Origin of the sequence: Neobacillus sp. YX16 (genome assembly GCF_030123505.1) — a bacterium.
Classification (GTDB): Bacteria; Bacillota; Bacilli; order Bacillales; family Cytobacillaceae; genus Neobacillus.
Map to the genome: position 1 here is coordinate 6,038,073 of NZ_CP126115.1, position 17,951 is coordinate 6,056,023.

The following is a 17,951-nucleotide window of genomic DNA, read 5'->3' on the forward strand; positions in this document are numbered from 1 at the left end:
ATAGGAAACTATCTATCTTACAAACCGACCATTTAATAGACTTCATCTTTCTCCTAATTTTTCACTTGTTTTGCTGCCTCTTGAACACTCTTCATTACTTCTTCTGGTGTCATCGTACCGCCTAACATCGCTTGAACACCGTCACCATATGGTTTAAACACTCGGCTGTCTAATGCGCTATCGGCCCAAATTAACATATCTCCTGCTTCGATAATCATATCCATAGCCTTCACTTCTTGTTCACTTGCTGTATTTTCATTTACGGCACCCTCAACGGTACTAGCAAAACCGGTATCCTTGATTAACTTTTCACCATTTGCTTTTGACGTTAAAAACTTCAAGAATTTCATTGCCTCTTCAGGATGTGCTGATTTCTTCGTTACCATAAATCCTTCAGGAGCACCGATTATTCCTTCTTGGTCACCCTTTGCTCCCTCGATGGTTGGAACTTTGAAGGAACTCCATTCAAACGGAGCATCATCTAAGAAAGAAATTTCAAGCGTTTCTAAGAGGATTACTCCTGCTTTACCGCCAATGAATAAGTTTCTTGTTTCATCATGTGCCGACGCGTTTGGATTTTCATTTAAATATGGTTTTAATTCGTTCAGCTTCTCTAAGGCTTCCACATAACCAGGGTCTGTGAACTCTGCACCTTGGTAACTAAAATCCTTATCCAATACTTCACTAGGAACTGTTCTTTGGTTTAATGCCGTTACATAGTGTGCAGCAGCCCAAGGAGATTTGTTACCTAAGATTAATGGAGTTGTACCACTATCTTTAAGTGTTTCAAGTACTGTGATGAACTCATCCCAAGTAGTTGGGGCCTTAAGATTTAACTTATCAAAAACCTCTTTGTTGTAGAAAAATAACTTACTGTCGGTAAAAAGTGGTACGCCGTACACTTTTCCATCCTTTTTGAAGTGTTCCACTTGTGACTCAATTAATTGGCCAGACCACTCAGTATCAGCTGCATAGTATTCTGATAGATCTAACGCCACACCATCACGGATAAACTTCTCACCATATTCTCCTACCCAGCTAAAGAAAATATCTGGGGGATTCTTACTGCCAAGAATGACATTCGCCTTTTGTTTGTAATCATCATTTAACGCTGTTACTTCTTCAACATTAATATCAGGATTCTGTTTTTCAAACTCTGCAATAATTTGTTTGTAATAAGATTTATACGGCTCATTCGGCCAACGGTGGAAAAAGGTAATCGTTGTTTTTCCATCTTCTGATTTTGAATTAGAGCTCTGTGATGAACATCCTATTAATAATGACATTACTACTAAAATACTGATTGCTAGAGTAAACCATCGTTTCACAAACATACCCCCCAATATTTCTTCTTGTTTTTGAAAGAAAGCTATAAAGCGCTTACAAGTTATTTTTGTCCCTATCAGCCTCCAGACTAACCTTCAAGATGTACTCTTAGATGCCCTGTTGTATTATAATATGATATTACATTATATAACCTTTTGAGTCAATATCTAAATTGGGGGAACTTTCAAACTATTTTCATTACATGAAGGCAAAGACTAAAATGGACTCACCTTTTTCAATATAGGTATTCTACGATAATTCATTATTAGCCTAAGTTACCATAAATTCAACCATAGGAATAGATGAAATATTATCTAATTAATAATTTTATTTTTAAAAACACAAAAAACCCCTACCAGTCCGTCGACCAGCAGGGATTTGATCATAACTATTATTGTTTTCCTGTAACCGATAGACGGTTGACGGCACGTTGCAGGGCTAGTTCAGCACGACGGAAGTCGATGTCTTCCGCTTTCTGGACTTGCATACGCTGCTCGGCACGTTCTTTTGCTCGTAGTGCACGTTCCACGTCGATATCCTCTGCTCTTTCAGCTGATTGCGCGAGAATTGTTACTTTGTCAGTACGGACTTCTAAAAAGCCGCCGCTCACTGCAACAAGATCCTCTTCTTTGCTGCCAGACTTAAAGAGGCGTACAACGCCAATTTCAAGAGGAGCAACCATTGGAATATGTCCAGGTAAAATACCTAATTCACCACTTTGAGCCTTGGTAATAACCATTTCCACATCTGACTCATATACCGGGCCATCGGGAGTAACAACACTGACTTTAATCGTCTCCATTTTTTACCCTCCTGGTCCGTATTAGGCCTCTACACCCATACGTTTTGCATTTTCCACTACGTCCTCAATACGACCAACTAAGCGGAATGCATCTTCTGGAAGGTGGTCATACTTACCTTCAAGGATTTCTTTAAAACCACGAACTGCTTCTTTTACAGGTACATAAGATCCAGGCTGTCCAGTAAACTGTTCAGCAACGTGGAAGTTCTGGGACAAGAAGTTTTGTACACGACGCGCACGAAGCACGACTAACTTATCATCATCAGAAAGCTCATCCATACCTAGGATCGCAATGATATCCTGTAATTCACGGTAACGTTGTAACGTTGATTGTATTTGACGAGCAACATTGTAATGCTCTTCACCAACGATTTCAGGTGACAGTGCACGAGAAGTTGATGCAAGTGGATCCACCGCAGGGTAGATACCCATCTCAGAAAGCTTACGCTCAAGGTTTGTTGTCGCATCTAAGTGAGCGAAAGTTGTAGCCGGAGCCGGATCCGTATAGTCATCGGCTGGTACGTAAATCGCTTGGATCGATGTAACAGAACCTTTATTCGTAGAAGTAATACGTTCTTGTAAACGACCCATCTCAGTAGCAAGAGTCGGCTGGTAACCTACGGCAGAAGGCATACGGCCTAATAGCGCAGAAACCTCTGAACCTGCTTGCGTGAAACGGAAGATGTTATCCATGAAGAAAAGAACGTCCTGTCCTTGCTCATCACGGAAATATTCAGCCATCGTCAAACCTGTCAGTGCAACACGCATACGTGCTCCTGGCGGCTCGTTCATTTGTCCGAATACCATCGCCGTTTGCTTGATAACGCCTGAATCCGTCATTTCATGATAAAGGTCATTACCTTCACGTGTACGCTCACCAACACCAGCGAATACCGAAATACCACTGTGCTCTTGCGCGATGTTATTGATTAATTCCTGGATTAATACGGTTTTACCTACACCGGCACCACCGAATAGACCGATCTTACCACCCTTAATATAAGGAGCAAGCAAGTCAACTACTTTAATACCCGTTTCAAGAATTTCTACTTCCGTAGAAAGATTTTCAAACGTTGGAGCTTCACGGTGAATCGAATCACGGCGCTCACTCGCTGGAATTTCCTCGTTAAGGTCAATTACTTCACCTAATACGTTAAATACACGGCCAAGAGTTACGTTCCCAACCGGTACAGAAATAGCTGCTCCTGTATCAACAACATCCATTCCACGCATAACACCATCAGTGGAAGCCATTGCAATCGTACGAACCGTATCGTCACCTAAATGAAGGGCTACTTCAAGAGTTAAGTTGATATCAACTTCTGATTGATTCTGCGCTTTGTATTCAATACGCAAAGCGTTATAAATCTCAGGAAGCTGACCGTTTTCAAACTTAACGTCAATAACCGGACCCAAAATCTGAAGAACGCGTCCTTTATTCATTATTTTCCCTCCTATCTTACTTTTTCACAAACCCCTTTTTTAAAAGGAACCTGTGAATCACACTTAACACGTTATAGTCCTGATATGTAGTCGGGAACGATGAACTCATTCCCGTCCAGCAGAACTTATCAAAGCCCCTAAACGGGGTTCATTTTTAAAAATATAGATTCTACTCCAGTGCAGCCGCTCCACCGACGATTTCCGCAATTTCTTGCGTAATCGCTGCTTGACGAGCACGATTGTAGATAAGTGAATAATTTTTAATCATTTCTTTCGCATTATCAGTAGCATTTCTCATCGCAGTCATCCGGGCAGCATGCTCGCTCGCTTTACTGTCTAAAAGTGCGCCATAAATCAAGCTCTCAGCATATTGTGGCAGGAGAACGTCTAAAATTTCTTCTGCAGATGGCTCAAATTCATAAGATGTAAGCTCTGCAGAAGTTGAAAGATCCGTTAGTGGAAGCAGCTTCTTCTCAGTAACTTCTTGAGTAATGGCACTTTTATAATGAGTGTAATATAAGTAAAGTTCATCGAAGGTTCCATCGGAGAACATACCTACAGTACTGCTAGTAATGTCTTTAACGCTTTCGAAGCTCGGTTGATCGGATACTCCAATAATTTCGAGATCGACATTTACACCGCGTTTTGCAAAAAAGTCACGGGCAACACGACCGATTGCAATAATCGAATACTCATCTTTCGATTTGTGGCGATTTTGGATTGTTTGAAACACACGACGGATCACGTTACTGTTAAAAGCACCAGCTAAACCACGGTCGGATGTCATAACAATATAACCCGTTTTCTTGACAGGTCGAGATTCAAGCATTGGATGATTAACTCCGTTACTGCCCATTGCGACAGCTACCGTAACTTCCTGGATTTTCTCCATGTAAGGAACAAATGCTTTCGCATTCATAACTCCACGGTTCCATTTAGCAGCGGAAGTCATCTCCATTGCCTTTGTAATCTGACTCATCTTTTTTGTAGAATTAATACTATTTTTTATATCGCGTAATGATGCCATAGGTTCTCACCACCCTCATTCAAAGAATGTTTTGGGATTTAAGGGGAGGTTTTAGGGTAACAGGCACTGCAAAACCGTGCCTGTCACCCTAAAACATTAACCCTATCCATCCCTACCAATTGTCAGACCCTACTTATTCGGAAACTGCGAACGTCTTTTTGAAGGCGTTAAGTGCAGCACCCATATCGTCATCAGAAGGAAGGTCCTTCGTATTTTTAATATGGTCTAACAAGTCTTTGCGATTGTGGTCTAACCAATTAAGGTATTCTGATTCGAAACGACGGATATCTTCTAATGGAATATCATCCAAGAATCCGCGTGTTAATGCATAAAGAATAGCTACTTGCTTTTCAACAGAAAGCGGCTTATGAAGATCTTGCTTTAGAACTTCAACGGTGCGGGCACCGCGGTTAAGCTTCGCTTGTGTCGCTTTATCAAGGTCAGATCCAAACTGTGCAAATGCTTCTAATTCACGGTATGAAGCAAGGTCAAGACGCAGTGTACCTGCTACCTTCTTCATCGCCTTGATTTGCGCGGATCCACCTACACGAGAAACGGAAAGACCTGCGTTGATCGCTGGACGTACACCTGAGAAGAATAGATCTGATTGTAAGAAAATTTGTCCATCTGTGATGGAGATAACGTTTGTTGGAATATAAGCAGAAACGTCCCCTGCTTGTGTTTCGATAAATGGCAATGCAGTGATTGAACCAGCACCAAGTGTGTCGTTCAATTTAGCTGCACGTTCAAGTAAACGGGAGTGCAAGTAGAATACATCCCCTGGATATGCTTCACGACCTGGAGGACGACGAAGTAATAGGGAAAGCTCACGGTATGCAGCCGCTTGTTTTGATAAATCATCATATACGATTAAAACGTGCTTGCCGTTGTACATGAATTCTTCAGCCATCGCAACGCCCGCATAAGGAGCTAAGAATAGCAATGGAGCTGGTTGTGAAGCAGATGCCGTTACAACGATTGAATATTCTAACGCACCATACTTACGAAGGGTTTCAACCGCACCACGCACAGTTGATTCCTTTTGACCAATCGCAACGTAGATACAAATCATGTCTTGACCTTTTTGGTTCAAGATTGTATCGATTGCAACAGATGTTTTACCTGTTTGACGGTCTCCGATAATTAACTCACGCTGACCGCGGCCGATTGGCACAAGTGCGTCAATCGCTTTAATACCTGTTTGTAATGGCTCATGAACGGATTTACGAGCCATAACGCCTGAAGCTACTGCTTCAATAGGGCGAGTTTTTGTTGTATTAATTGGACCCATACCATCAACTGGTTGTCCTAAAGAGTTAACAACACGACCAATTAGTTCCTCACCTACTGGAACCTCCATGATGCGTCCTGTACGACGAACCTCGTCACCTTCTTTAATTTCAGTGAAAGGTCCAAGAATGATAATACCAACGTTATTGGCTTCAAGGTTTTGAGCCATACCCATAACGCCGTTTGAAAATTCAACAAGTTCTCCAGCCATGACATTGTCGAGGCCATGAACACGTGCGATACCATCACCTACGGAGATAACAGTACCAACATCACTCACTTGAATTTCAGCCTGATAGTTTTCAATTTGCTTTTTTATCAGGGCACTAATTTCTTCAGCTTTGATGCTCATGAGTTTCACCCCTATTCTTTCGAATCTTAGCTTAACAATTTACGTTCTAAACGGTCTAGCTTCCCGCGCAAAGAACCGTCGTATATACGGTTTCCGATTCGGAGCTTAACGCCGCCGAGCAATTCAGAATCCACGATATTTTCAATTCTAAGTGATTTCTTGCCAACCTTCGCTCCAAATGTTGCAGAGATTGCTTCACGTTCTGCTTCAGACAGCTCACGTGTGCTATAAACTTCAGCATCGGCAATTCCCTTTTCTTCATTTGCTAGTTCAAAGTATTGGTTTGCTACTTCAATGATTTCGTCTTCGCGATGGCGATCAATCAAAATCATTAATGTATTCAGTACATATGGATTAACAGATGTAAAAGCAGCTGTTAAAATCTCTTTTTTCTTATTAATAGTAAGCTTAGAAGACTTTAAGACAGCTTTTAAATCGGTGTTGTAAACAAAAACTTCCTTTACTACACGAAGTTCTTCTTCTACTACTCCAAGAAGCTGCTGTTCTTTTGCGATTTGAAAAAGAGCCAACGCGTAGCGTTTAGCTACCATGGAGTTGCTCATCGCTTATCTCCTGCCTCTTGAATATATTCGTTAATGAGTTTATCTTGGTCTGCTGCATTCAATTCTTTTTCAATAACTTTTGAAGCAATTAATACAGACAAGGAAGCAACCTGTTCACGAATAGCGGCAACCGCTTTTTCTTTCTGCTGCTCGATTTCAAGCTTAGCAGATTCTTTCATACGATCAGCTTCTGTGCGTGCAACAGCAATGATTTCATCACGCTGAATATCGCCCTGCTTTTTCGCACTTTCAATTAAAACTTGCGCTTCTGAACGAGCTTCTTTTAAAAGAGAACGTTGCTCTTCTAATAGTTTCTTTGCTTCGACACGACTTTGTTCAGCCGCTGAAATTTCACCAGCAACATGCTCTTCACGCTGTTTCATGATGCCCATTAATGGACCCCAAGCGAATATTTTAAGCAATACCATTAAGATGATGAACATAACAAGCTGGAAAATAATATCTCCCCAGTTCACACCAGAATGGGCTGCTGCTGCTCCTAATACAAAACTATTTGTTAACACCCGCGATTCACTCCTTTCAAGGTCTTTCCTTAAAACAACCTATATATCAGTCGAAATAATTGTCGAAATCAATCGTTTATGAACACTAATGAACATAAACGAATGGCGAAGGTTCTCACGAATGATCTTCGCCATTTATTTGAACACTTTGAAGCGTTCGATTATTGACCTTGAACCATGAACGCGATAACAACCGCGATGATAGGAATCGCCTCAACTAACGCAACCCCGATGAACATTGTAGTTTGAAGCATACCACGAGCATGTGGCTGACGAGCGATACCTTCTACTGTTTTTGATACGATAAGACCGTTACCGATACCAGCACCTAGTGCTGCTAAACCAATTGCGATTGCTGCTGCTATAAGACCCATTTGAAAATTTCCTCCTTTAATGTATAAAAAAATAAATACTTGTATTTTTGTCCTTATAAATAAGAACGGTTTATCTTAATGGTCGCTGCTCACTTTGTGAGCTAAGTACACCATTGTTAACATACAGAAAATAAATGATTGGATGGCACCGACAAAGAGTGAGAAGCCTTGCCATACCAGCATTGGCAGTGCTGCGGCGATTGTTCCGCCCACACCGGTTGCTAAACCAGCTGCGAGTAAGCTTAATAAAATTTCCCCCGCATAAATGTTTCCGTAAAGTCGGAGACCGAGAGTCAGAGTATTTGCAAACTCTTCAATAATTTTAATCGGGAACATGAACCAGAATGGTTTAAAGAATTCCCTTCCATATGCTCCGGCACCTTTCATCTTGACACCGTAGAAGTGAGATAATCCCACTATCAATGTGGCTAGTGTCAACGTTACAGCCGGATCTGCTGTTGGTGACTTCCACCAAAGAACTCCGTCTACCGTAATTGAGAATGGCAGCCCCAGCATATTCGAAACAAAGATATACATGATGATGGTGATTCCGAGAATATGAAATCGTCCGCCATCTTTCCAATCCATCGTACTGTTTATGATGTTTTTAACAAAATCCATGACCCATTCCATAAAGTTTTGCATTCCGGTCGGTTTCATGGCCAGCTTTCGAGTAGATAGGACGGCTAACAAAAAGACAATTGCACTTGCTATTGTAATCATCAAAATGTTTGCCAGATTAAATTGGAGCCCAAGAAACGTAACTATTGGAGCTTCGTGATGCAACAGTATTCACCTCGCTTCCCCCGCTATTTATCTGAATAGAAATTGTGGATAAAAAAATCTATCATAATGACAATGTAGGATGTCATTAATCCTATAACCACACTAATGAGGTGAAATTGCTCAGGATACCTCAAAGTGATGACAATCGCTAGAGCTGCGGTTGCCATTCGTGAAAAAGATCCAAGTGAACGAATTTGTCTTCCTTCAGTTGCCGCTTGACCAAATTTGTCGATTTTTCGTGCCATCAACCACAAATTAAAGAGGCTCAAACTTGTCCCAAGAATCAATCCAAGAAAGATTGATTGATGCGCAGTGAACCCCCAACCAAGCACATAAAAAGACAATATGAAAAACATCCACTTTCGTTGTCGGACATACATTGTTTGAAATTCTGGCATGGTTGGTTTAATCTCCTGAATTGAACTTGCGAATTGTAACAAGCATCGAGTAAATACCGGCCGCTAAACCAATAAACAATCCAACTATTAAGAAAATTGGCTCTGTACCCCACTGCTTATCCAGCCATCTGCCTGCAAAAATACCGATAAGAATGGATCCCACAAGAGCTGCAAGAATAGCGGACATTAGGGCATATGCTTTGAACGGATTGCGGTTTTCATTACGCATACTATCGCATCCTCACCTTTAGAGAATACAATCAAAAAACGAGGTTATGTACAAAAAGAAGATATGTAGAATTTCTGAGGATTCTGTCGATTTATGTGAAAACCCTCTCATTTTACATCCTTTGTTAGCATACAATAGCGATTCTGCAAAGTCAATGGATTTACGTGAAATTACGTACAAACTATCCTGAGTAATTTCTTCCATTTGGAAGTTTTAGTTAACACTATAATTGTAGTGTAATTCGCCGGTAGTTTTATGTTGAAATTGTGACCATTTTGTGAACAAATTGACCAGGAGTGGCGGATCACACCACCCCATTCTAATTTATCTTACTGCTGATCCAATGACGAGCATGGTTTCTATAAAATCTTCTTTCCCTGCCTTTTTGGCAAACACCTTGGCAAGATAGGTTCCTTCAGGCGGGAGGTTCTCCGCCGTGATCACCTTGCTGACCAATCCTTTCTTTACATTTTGATTGCTGTCTAAAAAGCCAACGAAGCGGAAATCATCTGGATTGAAAAGGGCGATTCCAAACTCCTCTGCCCCACCCGGCAGGTAGACCTCATAACGGTACGTTCCCTGCTGGTCGCCATCCTTAAAATCAAATCCCATTACCCTCGGGTAATTCGGCTCCTCAAGCACATAGATATAGGGAATTTGTATGGAATTGGCTCCAGCTTGAATGGTTAAATACCCATCATGTATCTTCCCCTTTAACTCTACAGGGTTCACTTTTAGTTCAAGCTTCGCGTCTCGAGTTTCACCTGGTTGCAGTGTAAAAGCCAGTGGAAAGTGCCATTCTAGACCATCTGCATGCTTGGGTATGTCGAAGGTATAGCGCACGGGTTTCTCACTTAGATTCTCAACATGCAAAAATGCTTTGTGCGTATCCCCTTCACTCTCAAATTTCCCAAATCGGAGAGAACTTGGACTGACAAGTGAGGTGGCTTTCACCGCTTCATTAACCTGAATTCTTCCTGCCCCCTGCTCATACGTGCGGTATGGTTTACCGTTTTTCACTAACGGTTTGGCTGTATTCATCAGGGCCGCCTTAATTTGATCTGGGGTCCACTCTGGATGTGCCTGTTTAATGAGCGCACACGCCCCCGCCACATGGGGTGCTGCCATACTCGTTCCTTGAAGAGATAGATAACCGCCGGGAATCGTCGAATTTATCGCTACCCCTGGTGCAACAATATCTGGCTTGACCTCCCAAGTGTCCGTAACCGGCCCCCTCGAGCTAAAGTCGGCCAACAAATCCTTTTCCTCTGTCACATCGATTCTCGCTAAGGTATTGGTTTTGTTTTTTAAAACCTCCCCCTCTTTCTTTGTAATGGAACCGACCGGAATATCCACCTGAGTTTCCAGATTCCCCATGAACCCGCCGCTCAGGTTATTGTAAATAACAACCGCCTTTGCCCCTGCCTCACGGGCGTTCTTTACTTTTTCTGTAAAAGTTAATTTCCCTCTTTTAATAAGAACTATTTTTCCCATTACGTCCTTTAATTCTGCTTTCGTACCGAGCCCGCCATCTACAATCGGAAGGGAGCGGTCCATTGCCCAATTACTTGAGCCCGCCAATGGCTGAATCTTGATTTTATCCCGAATTCCTTCTATTAGAATGTGAGGGACTTCTAAGGTAGGGGTCGAAGCTCCAACCGATATCGCCTTTGAAGCTGTTCCCGGTGAGCCAACCGTCCAGATATTCGGACCCGAATTACCCGATGCTGCGACGGCAACAATCCCCTTATCCACCGCTCTATTCAAAGCAAGGGAGATGGGCAGGTCCGGACCGTTAATATCATTTCCAAGCGAAAGATTCATGATATCGACTTTGTCTTTTATCGCCTGCTCAATTGCCGCAAGCACATTCTCAGTCGTCCCCCCGCCCCCTGGACCTAGGGCACGGTAAGCGACAATTTTCGCCTCCGGTGCGACTCCCTTTAACTTTCCATTTGCGGCAATAATTCCAGCCACATGGGTGCCATGAACCGTCGCCCTTCCCAGCGTCTTCGTTTCCATTGGATCAGCATCATTATCCACAAGATCTCGTCCGCCCGCAAAATTCCTTCTCAGGTCAGGATGTGTGTAATCCACACCCGTATCGATGACTCCGACTGTGATTCCTTTCCCAGTCAACCGGCGGTTTTTTTTATCAAAAAGGCCGCGAATCTCTTCACCGCCAATAATCTTGACGCTTTCCTCCGCCTGCACCTTGTACTGATTCACCGGGGAAACACTAATTATTTGTTTGCTGGCCTCCGCCAATTTCTCTATTGATTCCGGATTCCCTTCCACGGAAAAACCATAAATTGCCTCCTGGAAAACATGGCGTAGATGAATGTCTTTATAGGGCTTTATAAGTTGTTCGATGTCCTGCGGAGATTGCGGTTCTTCAAGAACCACAATGGCAATCCGTTCTTTCGGCATCGGTGGTGTATCAAGTGAACGGGCAGAAGTCGCGGTTTGGAGGGAGAAAACGAGTACGAATAAAAGTGTCCATTTTTTCATATAAAAAATTCCCCTTTTTTCATAGAGTTTTCATCGTGAGGGGAAAATATGCAGTTTTTCGGCAGATAGTATTTGGTGCCGCGTTTTTGGCCGGAGGAGGAGAGATTTAGAGCAAGCAGCATGTATCTAGCTTTTATAGGGGAATCCATCTTTAGAAATTCAGCAAACTGCCTCCTAGTAATGGTTGGACCGTAGAGAAGAAAATAATCACTTACGGCTTGTATGTGTGCGGTTTTGGAGGTTTCTTTGCATGTGTTACACCGCCATGATGCTGAAATATACTCCATTGGGTAACATTTGCATTTTGTATTCGTACACTGTACACCTGGTATTAAATCAGTTTGGGATAAATTGTATTTTTGAAGAATGTCTGGAATGTAGATATAATGAGCTTTTAAGAGGGTCTCTGATAAGTGAGTCAGAGTATTTTTTGTAATGCGGGGCTTTTGATACTTTTCTTCAAATTGTCTTATCTTATCAAGCAGCGATTCGGCATAGATAACTTTTTGAAAAATTTGTTGATTATCAGGGGTTGTTTCTACAATAGTAGACGTTTTACTAATCACCACTATGTGCTCCACCGGTATCCCCTTAAATTGGTGAAACTTCAACCAATTATTAAATTGAAGATGGTGCCTTTTCACCTGCTGTAAAGGGTTATCCATCCCTTCTTCTAGGTTATTTAATTCCCTAATCATTAGGTCTGAGCCCTTTTCAAACTTTAACTTACCGGAAATATTTTTTACTTCGATGATTAATACAAATTTGGAAGATATCAGCAGCACGTCCATCTGGAAGGCTAATTTATCCATTAAACGCAATCCATAAAAAATGTAATAATCGCTTTCTGGTAAAAACGATAGATGATAAGCTACATTCAGTTCCCCATAATACCCTTTCAGCCACGATCGTAAATCCTTTTCTACAATTGGCCTTACTGGGTGCCCTTTTGGCATCCTTCTTAATAAAGCTATGCATTGTTCAGCCTGAACTGAGAGTTTTAATTCTAACATGATCAACAAAATCACCTCTTTTTTGAATTAAGAGGGTAATTCTCTACTCATAATAGGTAATCCTGCTTAAAAATTAAGGAGATAAGGTGAACTTATTGGGGGTATTTTTGAAAAATAGTTTCGGGAAAAAGTTATGGACCTTTTTTGGGGTGTTTTGGACTATTTTAGAGGTATTTTGGACTTTTTTTAATGGGTTTTGGACTATTTCCTTTGAGTTATGGACCTTTTTCAAAGGGTTTTGGACTATTAGCCAATATCTGTAAATAAAATACCTATTTAGGTATACAGCCAAACCAAAAAACCGAGCAGATAATTGTTCTGCTCAGCTCTAAAAAAATCTTATTTCGTCCCGAACAACCGATCCCCAGCATCCCCTAGCCCAGGTACGATGTATCCATGATCATTCAGCTTCTCATCTAAAGCAGCAATATAAATATCAACGTCCGGGTGTGCAGCCTTAACCGCTTCAACGCCTTCTGGTGCTGCAATCAGACACATAAACTTGATATGTTTCGCGCCGCGCTTTTTCAAACTATCAATTGCCACATTGGCTGAACCGCCAGTTGCGAGCATTGGGTCGACAACGATGAATTCACGTTCTTCCACGTCACTTGGTAACTTGATGTAGTATTCCACAGGCATTAATGTTTCCGGATCGCGGTATAAGCCAATATGACCAACCTTAGCAGCTGGTATTAACTTTAAGACCCCATCAACCATGCCGATTCCAGCACGCAATATCGGAACGATACCGATTTTTTTTCCGGAGAGAACTTTTGATTTTGTCGGGCAGACTGGCGTTTCAATTTCGATATCTTCAAGCGACATATCTCTTGTAATTTCAAATGCCATAAGTGTTGCCACTTCGTCTACCAATTCACGGAACTCCTTCGTTCCTGTGTTTTTATCACGAATGTATGTAAGTTTATGCTGAATAAGTGGATGGTCGAAGACGTATACCTTTGCCACAATGATCGCCCCTTTTATAAAATTTAACTCCGTCTCATTTTACAGAAAAACTATATAGAGAGCAAATAATATCAAAAAAGAAATCGACCCCTTCACAGAGTCGATTTCAAAAGTTGTTTAATATTCAGGATAAAGCGTAAATTTACTTGTTAAAGCACTAACACGATCCGCAGCTTCTTTAAGCTTCGCTTCGTCTTCATGATTTTTCAAGGTAAACGCAATGATTGACGCAATTTCATCCATGTCTTCTAATCCAAAGCCACGGCTAGTAACCGCTGCTGTACCAATACGGATACCGCTCGTTACAAATGGACTTTGAGGATCAAACGGAATCGTATTTTTGTTAACGGTAATCCCTACTTCATCAAGGACCTTTTCAGCAACTTTACCTGTTAAACCAAGTGTCTGCATGTCTAAAAGCAGCAAGTGATTGTCCGTACCACCAGAAACCAGCTTGATACCTTCGTTTTGTAAGCCTTCCGCTAAACGCTTTGCGTTAGCAATGATCTGACCTGCATACTCCTTAAAGCTATCCTGCAGCACCTCACCAAAAGCAACAGCTTTCGCAGAAATAACATGCATTAACGGTCCACCTTGGATACCAGGGAAGATCGACTTGTCGATTTTCTTGCCAAATTCCTCTTTGCAGAGAATCATCCCGCCACGTGGTCCGCGCAACGTTTTATGAGTAGTCGTTGTAACAAAATCAGCGTATGGTACTGGATTTTGGTGAAGGCCAGCTGCCACAAGTCCAGCAATATGAGCCATATCAACCATTAAATAAGCGCCCACTTCATCCGCAATTTCACGGAATTTCGCGAAATCAATCGCACGAGGATACGCACTTGCACCAGCAACAATCATCTTTGGCTTATGTTCGCGTGCTTTTGCTAGGACATCATCATAATTAATGAAATGTGTTGTTTCATCCACACCATACTCAACGAACTTATATTGAACACCACTGAAATTAACCGGGCTGCCGTGTGTTAAATGACCGCCGTGTGAAAGGTTCATACCAAGAACGGTGTCGCCTTGTTCAAGGACTGTAAAGTAAACAGCCATATTCGCCTGTGCACCAGAGTGTGGCTGTACGTTTACGTACTCCGCACCAAAAATCTCCTTCGCGCGCTCGCGGGCAAGGTCTTCGACTATGTCCACGTATTCGCAGCCGCCATAATAACGGCGACCTGGGTAGCCTTCTGCATATTTGTTGGTTAACACAGATCCCTGTGCTTCCATCACCGCTTCACTTACAAAGTTTTCTGAGGCAATTAATTCGATTTTTCCGCGCTGGCGTCCTAATTCTTGTTGAATCGCTTCAAATACCTGCTTGTCCTGATTAGACAAATGCTTCATGGTAATCCCCCCTGTATGTATAAACCTGAATTAACTTTTTGAAAATTTCCTCTATATAATAGCACGTTTTTCTCTAAAAGAGAAATGAAGATTCGTAAAATCTCCATTTCTTTTATTTTACCCTAGTAAAAGGATAAAGAAAACCCACTATATACGAACGTTATTAAAATTATAACAAAAATCATCCGTGTTTTACAATTAACTACAGCTGGAATTCCCCACTGTCTTTTCATATACCGCTCTAGCCCCGCCAATAAGTTTTGGCCGGGTTTTAGCCAAAGTAACATGTGCATGTCCAACGTTTTTCTGCGTAACTCTGATAGGTACCGCAACATGCTTCAAGTGCATGCCGATAAAAGTATGACCAATATCAATTCCTGCATCCGCCTTCAAAAATTCAACGACACAGGCATCCTCCATTTTTCCAAACGCATATGTAGCCATTGCTCCACCTGCAGTCCGCACTGGCACCACAGATACCTCGTCAAGTCCGCGTTTATCAGCCTCAACTCTTTCAATCACAAGTGCCCTGTTTAAGTGTTCACAGCACTGAAACGCCAACGCAACACCGGAACCTTGCGCAAATCTGCCCAATTGACGAAAAATCATCTCAGCTACATCGATCGTTCCCGATGTTCCAATTTTTTCTCCGATTACTTCACTCGTACTGCAGCCCACAACAACCAGCTGACCCGGCACCAAAGAAGCCTGCGTTTGAAATTCAGTTAAAATGGTTTCAAGCTCTTTTTCCCATACTTGAATCATTGTCCTCAACCTACTTCTGCTCGTATTCGCTGATTTTGCCAACGCGAGTGGCATGGCGGCCGCCTTCAAATTCTTCTGTCAGCCAAATTTGTGCAATATCACGTGCAAGTCCAGGTCCAATTACACGCTCACCCATCGTGAGAATATTGGTGTCATTATGCGCACGTGTTGCCTTTGCACTAAACGTATCGTGCACAAGCGCACAGCGGATACCCCTTACCTTGTTCGCGGCAATGCTCATGCCAATTCCTGTTCCGCAAATTAAGATCCCTCTATCAAACTCACCGCTCGCTACCTTTTCAGCAACCGGCAGTGCATAATCTGGATAGTCGACAGAACCCTCACACTCACAGCCGAAATCCTGATATTCAATCCCGAGTTCATCCATTAAATTGGCGATTTCCTTACGAATATTAACCCCGCCATGATCAGACGCTAATGCCACTTTCATCTAATAACCTCCTATACTAATCCTTCCTTAATATTGACATACCGATAAAAAAATATAAAGCCCTCACCACTGAGAGCTTTACATTTTTTCGATCGCCTTTGTAATCAATTTTTCTAATTCCTGATAGGTTTCCTGATAGATGGCCAAATTTCCGCCAAACGGATCGACTACATCCACATCATAGTCCTCACCCGTAAACTCCTTTAAAGTGAAAACTTTTCGAGCTGCATCAGGGTATTGTTGAAGAATCGCATTTTTATGCGAACCCGTCATCGTTAAAATTAAATCTGCCCATTGTACAGATTTCATATTTAGCATGGTGGAAGAATGGTTATGTTCAATATGATGAGAATCAAGCACCTGTTTGGCGTGAGCAGATGCCTCACTCCCCGTTGCTGCATATATTCCCGCTGACTTCACTTCAAGACCGTCAATCTTTTTACTTTTTAAAATCGCTTCCGCCATCGGGCTTCTGCACGTATTCCCTGTACAAACAAACAAAATGCGCTGCATGCTGCCGAGCCTCCTTTCAAAATTGTCTAGCGCAAGCGCCTAGGCGCTTCCGCTTTTTATGTACATTTTATCATTTCTACAACACTAACGAAAAAACCTTTCACATTTTTGGAAAGGTTTTATAAAAAGGGATAAAGTAATTTGATTCCAAATGCTAATAAGATACTGCCCCCTAGGGCTTCGCTATACGACCCAATCCAACCTTGAGCCTTTCTTCCAAGCAGCAAGCCAGCCCATGTTAACAGTGTTGCCACAACCCCAAAGCAGATAATCACCAAAATCGTTTTTGCCCCATAGATCCCCAACGTAAGTCCGAGCGAAAAACTATCGAGGCTCACACTGGTTGCAAAGATGATTAATCCAAAGCCCACCGGTGTCATCACCTTTTCCTCGCTATTCCTAAGGCTTGACCAAATCATTTGCACCCCTAATAAAATGAGGAGCAGCCCTCCCACCAATGATGCAAAGGCACCAAATTTATCGGATAAAAACCTCCCGGCGAGCATACCCACAAGCGGCATCCAAACGTGGAATAAACCAATCGTGATACCAATTTTAAAAATCTGCCGAAGTCTTAACTTAAACATACCCATTCCCAGACCAACAGAAAAGGCATCCATCCCTAGTGCAAACGCCATTAAAACAAGAGTTACAAGCTCCCCAATCATCCCATACACGAATCTCAACCCCCTCGGACTTGCCCTGCTAAAAACATATGCACGTCCAAAAGGTTTTAGAATCGAAAAGCACAAGCATCCACGGTTCCTGGCTAATCCCAGAAATTAAAGAGGACCTGCCCTATTTTATCTGGCATCCAGTAAGAAATCTGCTGTAATTCAGCACTATTTAGCCCACTTTTATGTTTGTCATTTATAGGGACAGTGAGCTCCTTTGTATCCAAAACATGATAATAGAGAGAAAACTGTTCGGATAGAGAAGGAATATCCACGAATTGAATGTCCCCGGACTCAATCGCGTCAGCGAAAGCTAAATAAGGATAATGTTCGTTGAGCAGGATATAGAACTCCAAATCAAAAATCTCAACTTGAGCATAATAGAAATTCGCTGAGGAATGAGAGAGGTTAAAATTTATTACCTTTCCACCATTACAAGCTGCAAAATGGTAGCACAATTTTTTAAATTGTTTTCCGTCTATTTGGGGAGGTTTACTGGCTTCAGAATGATAAAAACCACTAACTCCATTAGGAAGTTCCATTATAGACTCACCGTCCGTTCCGAAAGAGCATTTTCTAAAA

General features: G+C 42.0%; 20 protein-coding genes. All 20 read right to left on the reverse strand.

Translation table 11 applies throughout. From position 1 onward, the window contains the following. Positions 1–53: 53 nt before the first annotated feature. The 20 genes from QNH48_RS29475 to QNH48_RS29570 all read right to left on the reverse strand — a co-directional run bounded on the left by QNH48_RS29475 (position 54) and on the right by QNH48_RS29570 (position 17,911). Positions 54–1,334, reverse strand: coding sequence for an ABC transporter substrate-binding protein (locus tag QNH48_RS29475; RefSeq protein ID WP_283953169.1), 1,281 nt, complete (start codon positions 1,332–1,334; stop codon positions 54–56). A 383-nt stretch (positions 1,335–1,717) separates the two neighbouring features. Beyond that, the gene (locus QNH48_RS29480) at positions 1,718–2,128 is read right to left on the reverse strand and encodes a F0F1 ATP synthase subunit epsilon (RefSeq protein WP_283953170.1); all 411 of its coding nucleotides are present in this window, start codon (positions 2,126–2,128) and stop codon (positions 1,718–1,720) included. Positions 2,129–2,149: 21 nt separating this feature from the next. Then, entirely contained in the window at positions 2,150–3,571 is a 1,422-nt protein-coding gene (gene atpD, locus QNH48_RS29485; RefSeq protein WP_179158058.1) for a F0F1 ATP synthase subunit beta, read from the reverse strand. A gap of 169 nt (positions 3,572–3,740) precedes the next feature. Beyond that, entirely contained in the window at positions 3,741–4,598 is an 858-nt protein-coding gene (atpG, locus tag QNH48_RS29490) for an ATP synthase F1 subunit gamma (protein WP_283953171.1), read from the reverse strand. 133 nt (positions 4,599–4,731) lie between these two features. Continuing rightward, positions 4,732–6,240, reverse strand: coding sequence for a F0F1 ATP synthase subunit alpha (gene atpA, locus QNH48_RS29495; RefSeq protein ID WP_283953172.1), 1,509 nt, complete (start codon positions 6,238–6,240; stop codon positions 4,732–4,734). A gap of 26 nt (positions 6,241–6,266) precedes the next feature. Continuing rightward, complete coding sequence (locus QNH48_RS29500; RefSeq protein WP_283953173.1) at positions 6,267–6,803, reverse strand: F0F1 ATP synthase subunit delta; 537 nt, start codon at positions 6,801–6,803, stop codon at positions 6,267–6,269. Continuing rightward, the gene (locus QNH48_RS29505; RefSeq protein ID WP_283953174.1) at positions 6,800–7,327 is read right to left on the reverse strand and encodes a F0F1 ATP synthase subunit B; all 528 of its coding nucleotides are present in this window, start codon (positions 7,325–7,327) and stop codon (positions 6,800–6,802) included. The genes QNH48_RS29500 and QNH48_RS29505 overlap by 4 nt, the downstream gene beginning before the upstream one ends. A 161-nt stretch (positions 7,328–7,488) precedes the next feature. Then, positions 7,489–7,701: a F0F1 ATP synthase subunit C gene (gene atpE, locus QNH48_RS29510; RefSeq protein WP_283953175.1), complete on the reverse strand. Its 213-nt coding sequence runs from the start codon at positions 7,699–7,701 to the stop codon at positions 7,489–7,491. A 75-nt stretch (positions 7,702–7,776) separates the two neighbouring features. Next, entirely contained in the window at positions 7,777–8,487 is a 711-nt protein-coding gene (gene atpB / locus QNH48_RS29515) for a F0F1 ATP synthase subunit A (RefSeq protein WP_283953176.1), read from the reverse strand. A gap of 23 nt (positions 8,488–8,510) precedes the next feature. Further along, positions 8,511–8,885 carry an ATP synthase subunit I gene (locus QNH48_RS29520; protein ID WP_283953177.1) on the reverse strand — a complete coding sequence of 125 codons (375 nt, stop codon included), beginning with the start codon at positions 8,883–8,885 and terminating at the stop codon, positions 8,511–8,513. Positions 8,886–8,892: 7 nt separating this feature from the next. Beyond that, positions 8,893–9,114, reverse strand: a complete 222-nt coding sequence (locus tag QNH48_RS29525; RefSeq protein ID WP_095247540.1) for an AtpZ/AtpI family protein — start codon at positions 9,112–9,114, stop codon at positions 8,893–8,895. A 324-nt stretch (positions 9,115–9,438) separates the two neighbouring features. Continuing rightward, positions 9,439–11,625: a S8 family serine peptidase gene (locus QNH48_RS29530; protein ID WP_283953178.1), complete on the reverse strand. Its 2,187-nt coding sequence runs from the start codon at positions 11,623–11,625 to the stop codon at positions 9,439–9,441. Then, complete coding sequence (locus QNH48_RS29535) at positions 11,622–12,638, reverse strand: nuclease-related domain-containing protein (RefSeq protein ID WP_283953179.1); 1,017 nt, start codon at positions 12,636–12,638, stop codon at positions 11,622–11,624. The genes QNH48_RS29530 and QNH48_RS29535 overlap by 4 nt, the downstream gene beginning before the upstream one ends. A gap of 339 nt (positions 12,639–12,977) precedes the next feature. Further along, positions 12,978–13,607 (reverse strand): uracil phosphoribosyltransferase, encoded by a 630-nt coding sequence (gene upp, locus QNH48_RS29540; protein WP_095247537.1) that lies wholly within the window; start codon positions 13,605–13,607, stop codon positions 12,978–12,980. A gap of 117 nt (positions 13,608–13,724) precedes the next feature. Continuing rightward, on the reverse strand, positions 13,725–14,966 hold the full coding sequence (gene glyA, locus QNH48_RS29545; RefSeq protein ID WP_283953180.1) for a serine hydroxymethyltransferase: 1,242 nt from the start codon (positions 14,964–14,966) through the stop codon (positions 13,725–13,727). Positions 14,967–15,164: 198 nt separating this feature from the next. Then, the gene (locus QNH48_RS29550; protein ID WP_283953181.1) at positions 15,165–15,731 is read right to left on the reverse strand and encodes a TIGR01440 family protein; all 567 of its coding nucleotides are present in this window, start codon (positions 15,729–15,731) and stop codon (positions 15,165–15,167) included. Between the two features lie 10 nt (positions 15,732–15,741). After that, positions 15,742–16,182: a ribose 5-phosphate isomerase B gene (gene rpiB / locus QNH48_RS29555; protein ID WP_283953182.1), complete on the reverse strand. Its 441-nt coding sequence runs from the start codon at positions 16,180–16,182 to the stop codon at positions 15,742–15,744. Between the two features lie 78 nt (positions 16,183–16,260). Next, positions 16,261–16,695: a low molecular weight protein arginine phosphatase gene (locus QNH48_RS29560; protein ID WP_283953183.1), complete on the reverse strand. Its 435-nt coding sequence runs from the start codon at positions 16,693–16,695 to the stop codon at positions 16,261–16,263. A gap of 119 nt (positions 16,696–16,814) precedes the next feature. Next, a complete protein-coding gene (locus tag QNH48_RS29565; RefSeq protein ID WP_481858523.1) occupies positions 16,815–17,363 on the reverse strand; it encodes a manganese efflux pump MntP in 549 nt (182 codons plus the stop codon). A 101-nt stretch (positions 17,364–17,464) separates the two neighbouring features. After that, positions 17,465–17,911: a hypothetical protein gene (locus tag QNH48_RS29570; RefSeq protein WP_283953185.1), complete on the reverse strand. Its 447-nt coding sequence runs from the start codon at positions 17,909–17,911 to the stop codon at positions 17,465–17,467. Positions 17,912–17,951: the final 40 nt, after the last annotated feature.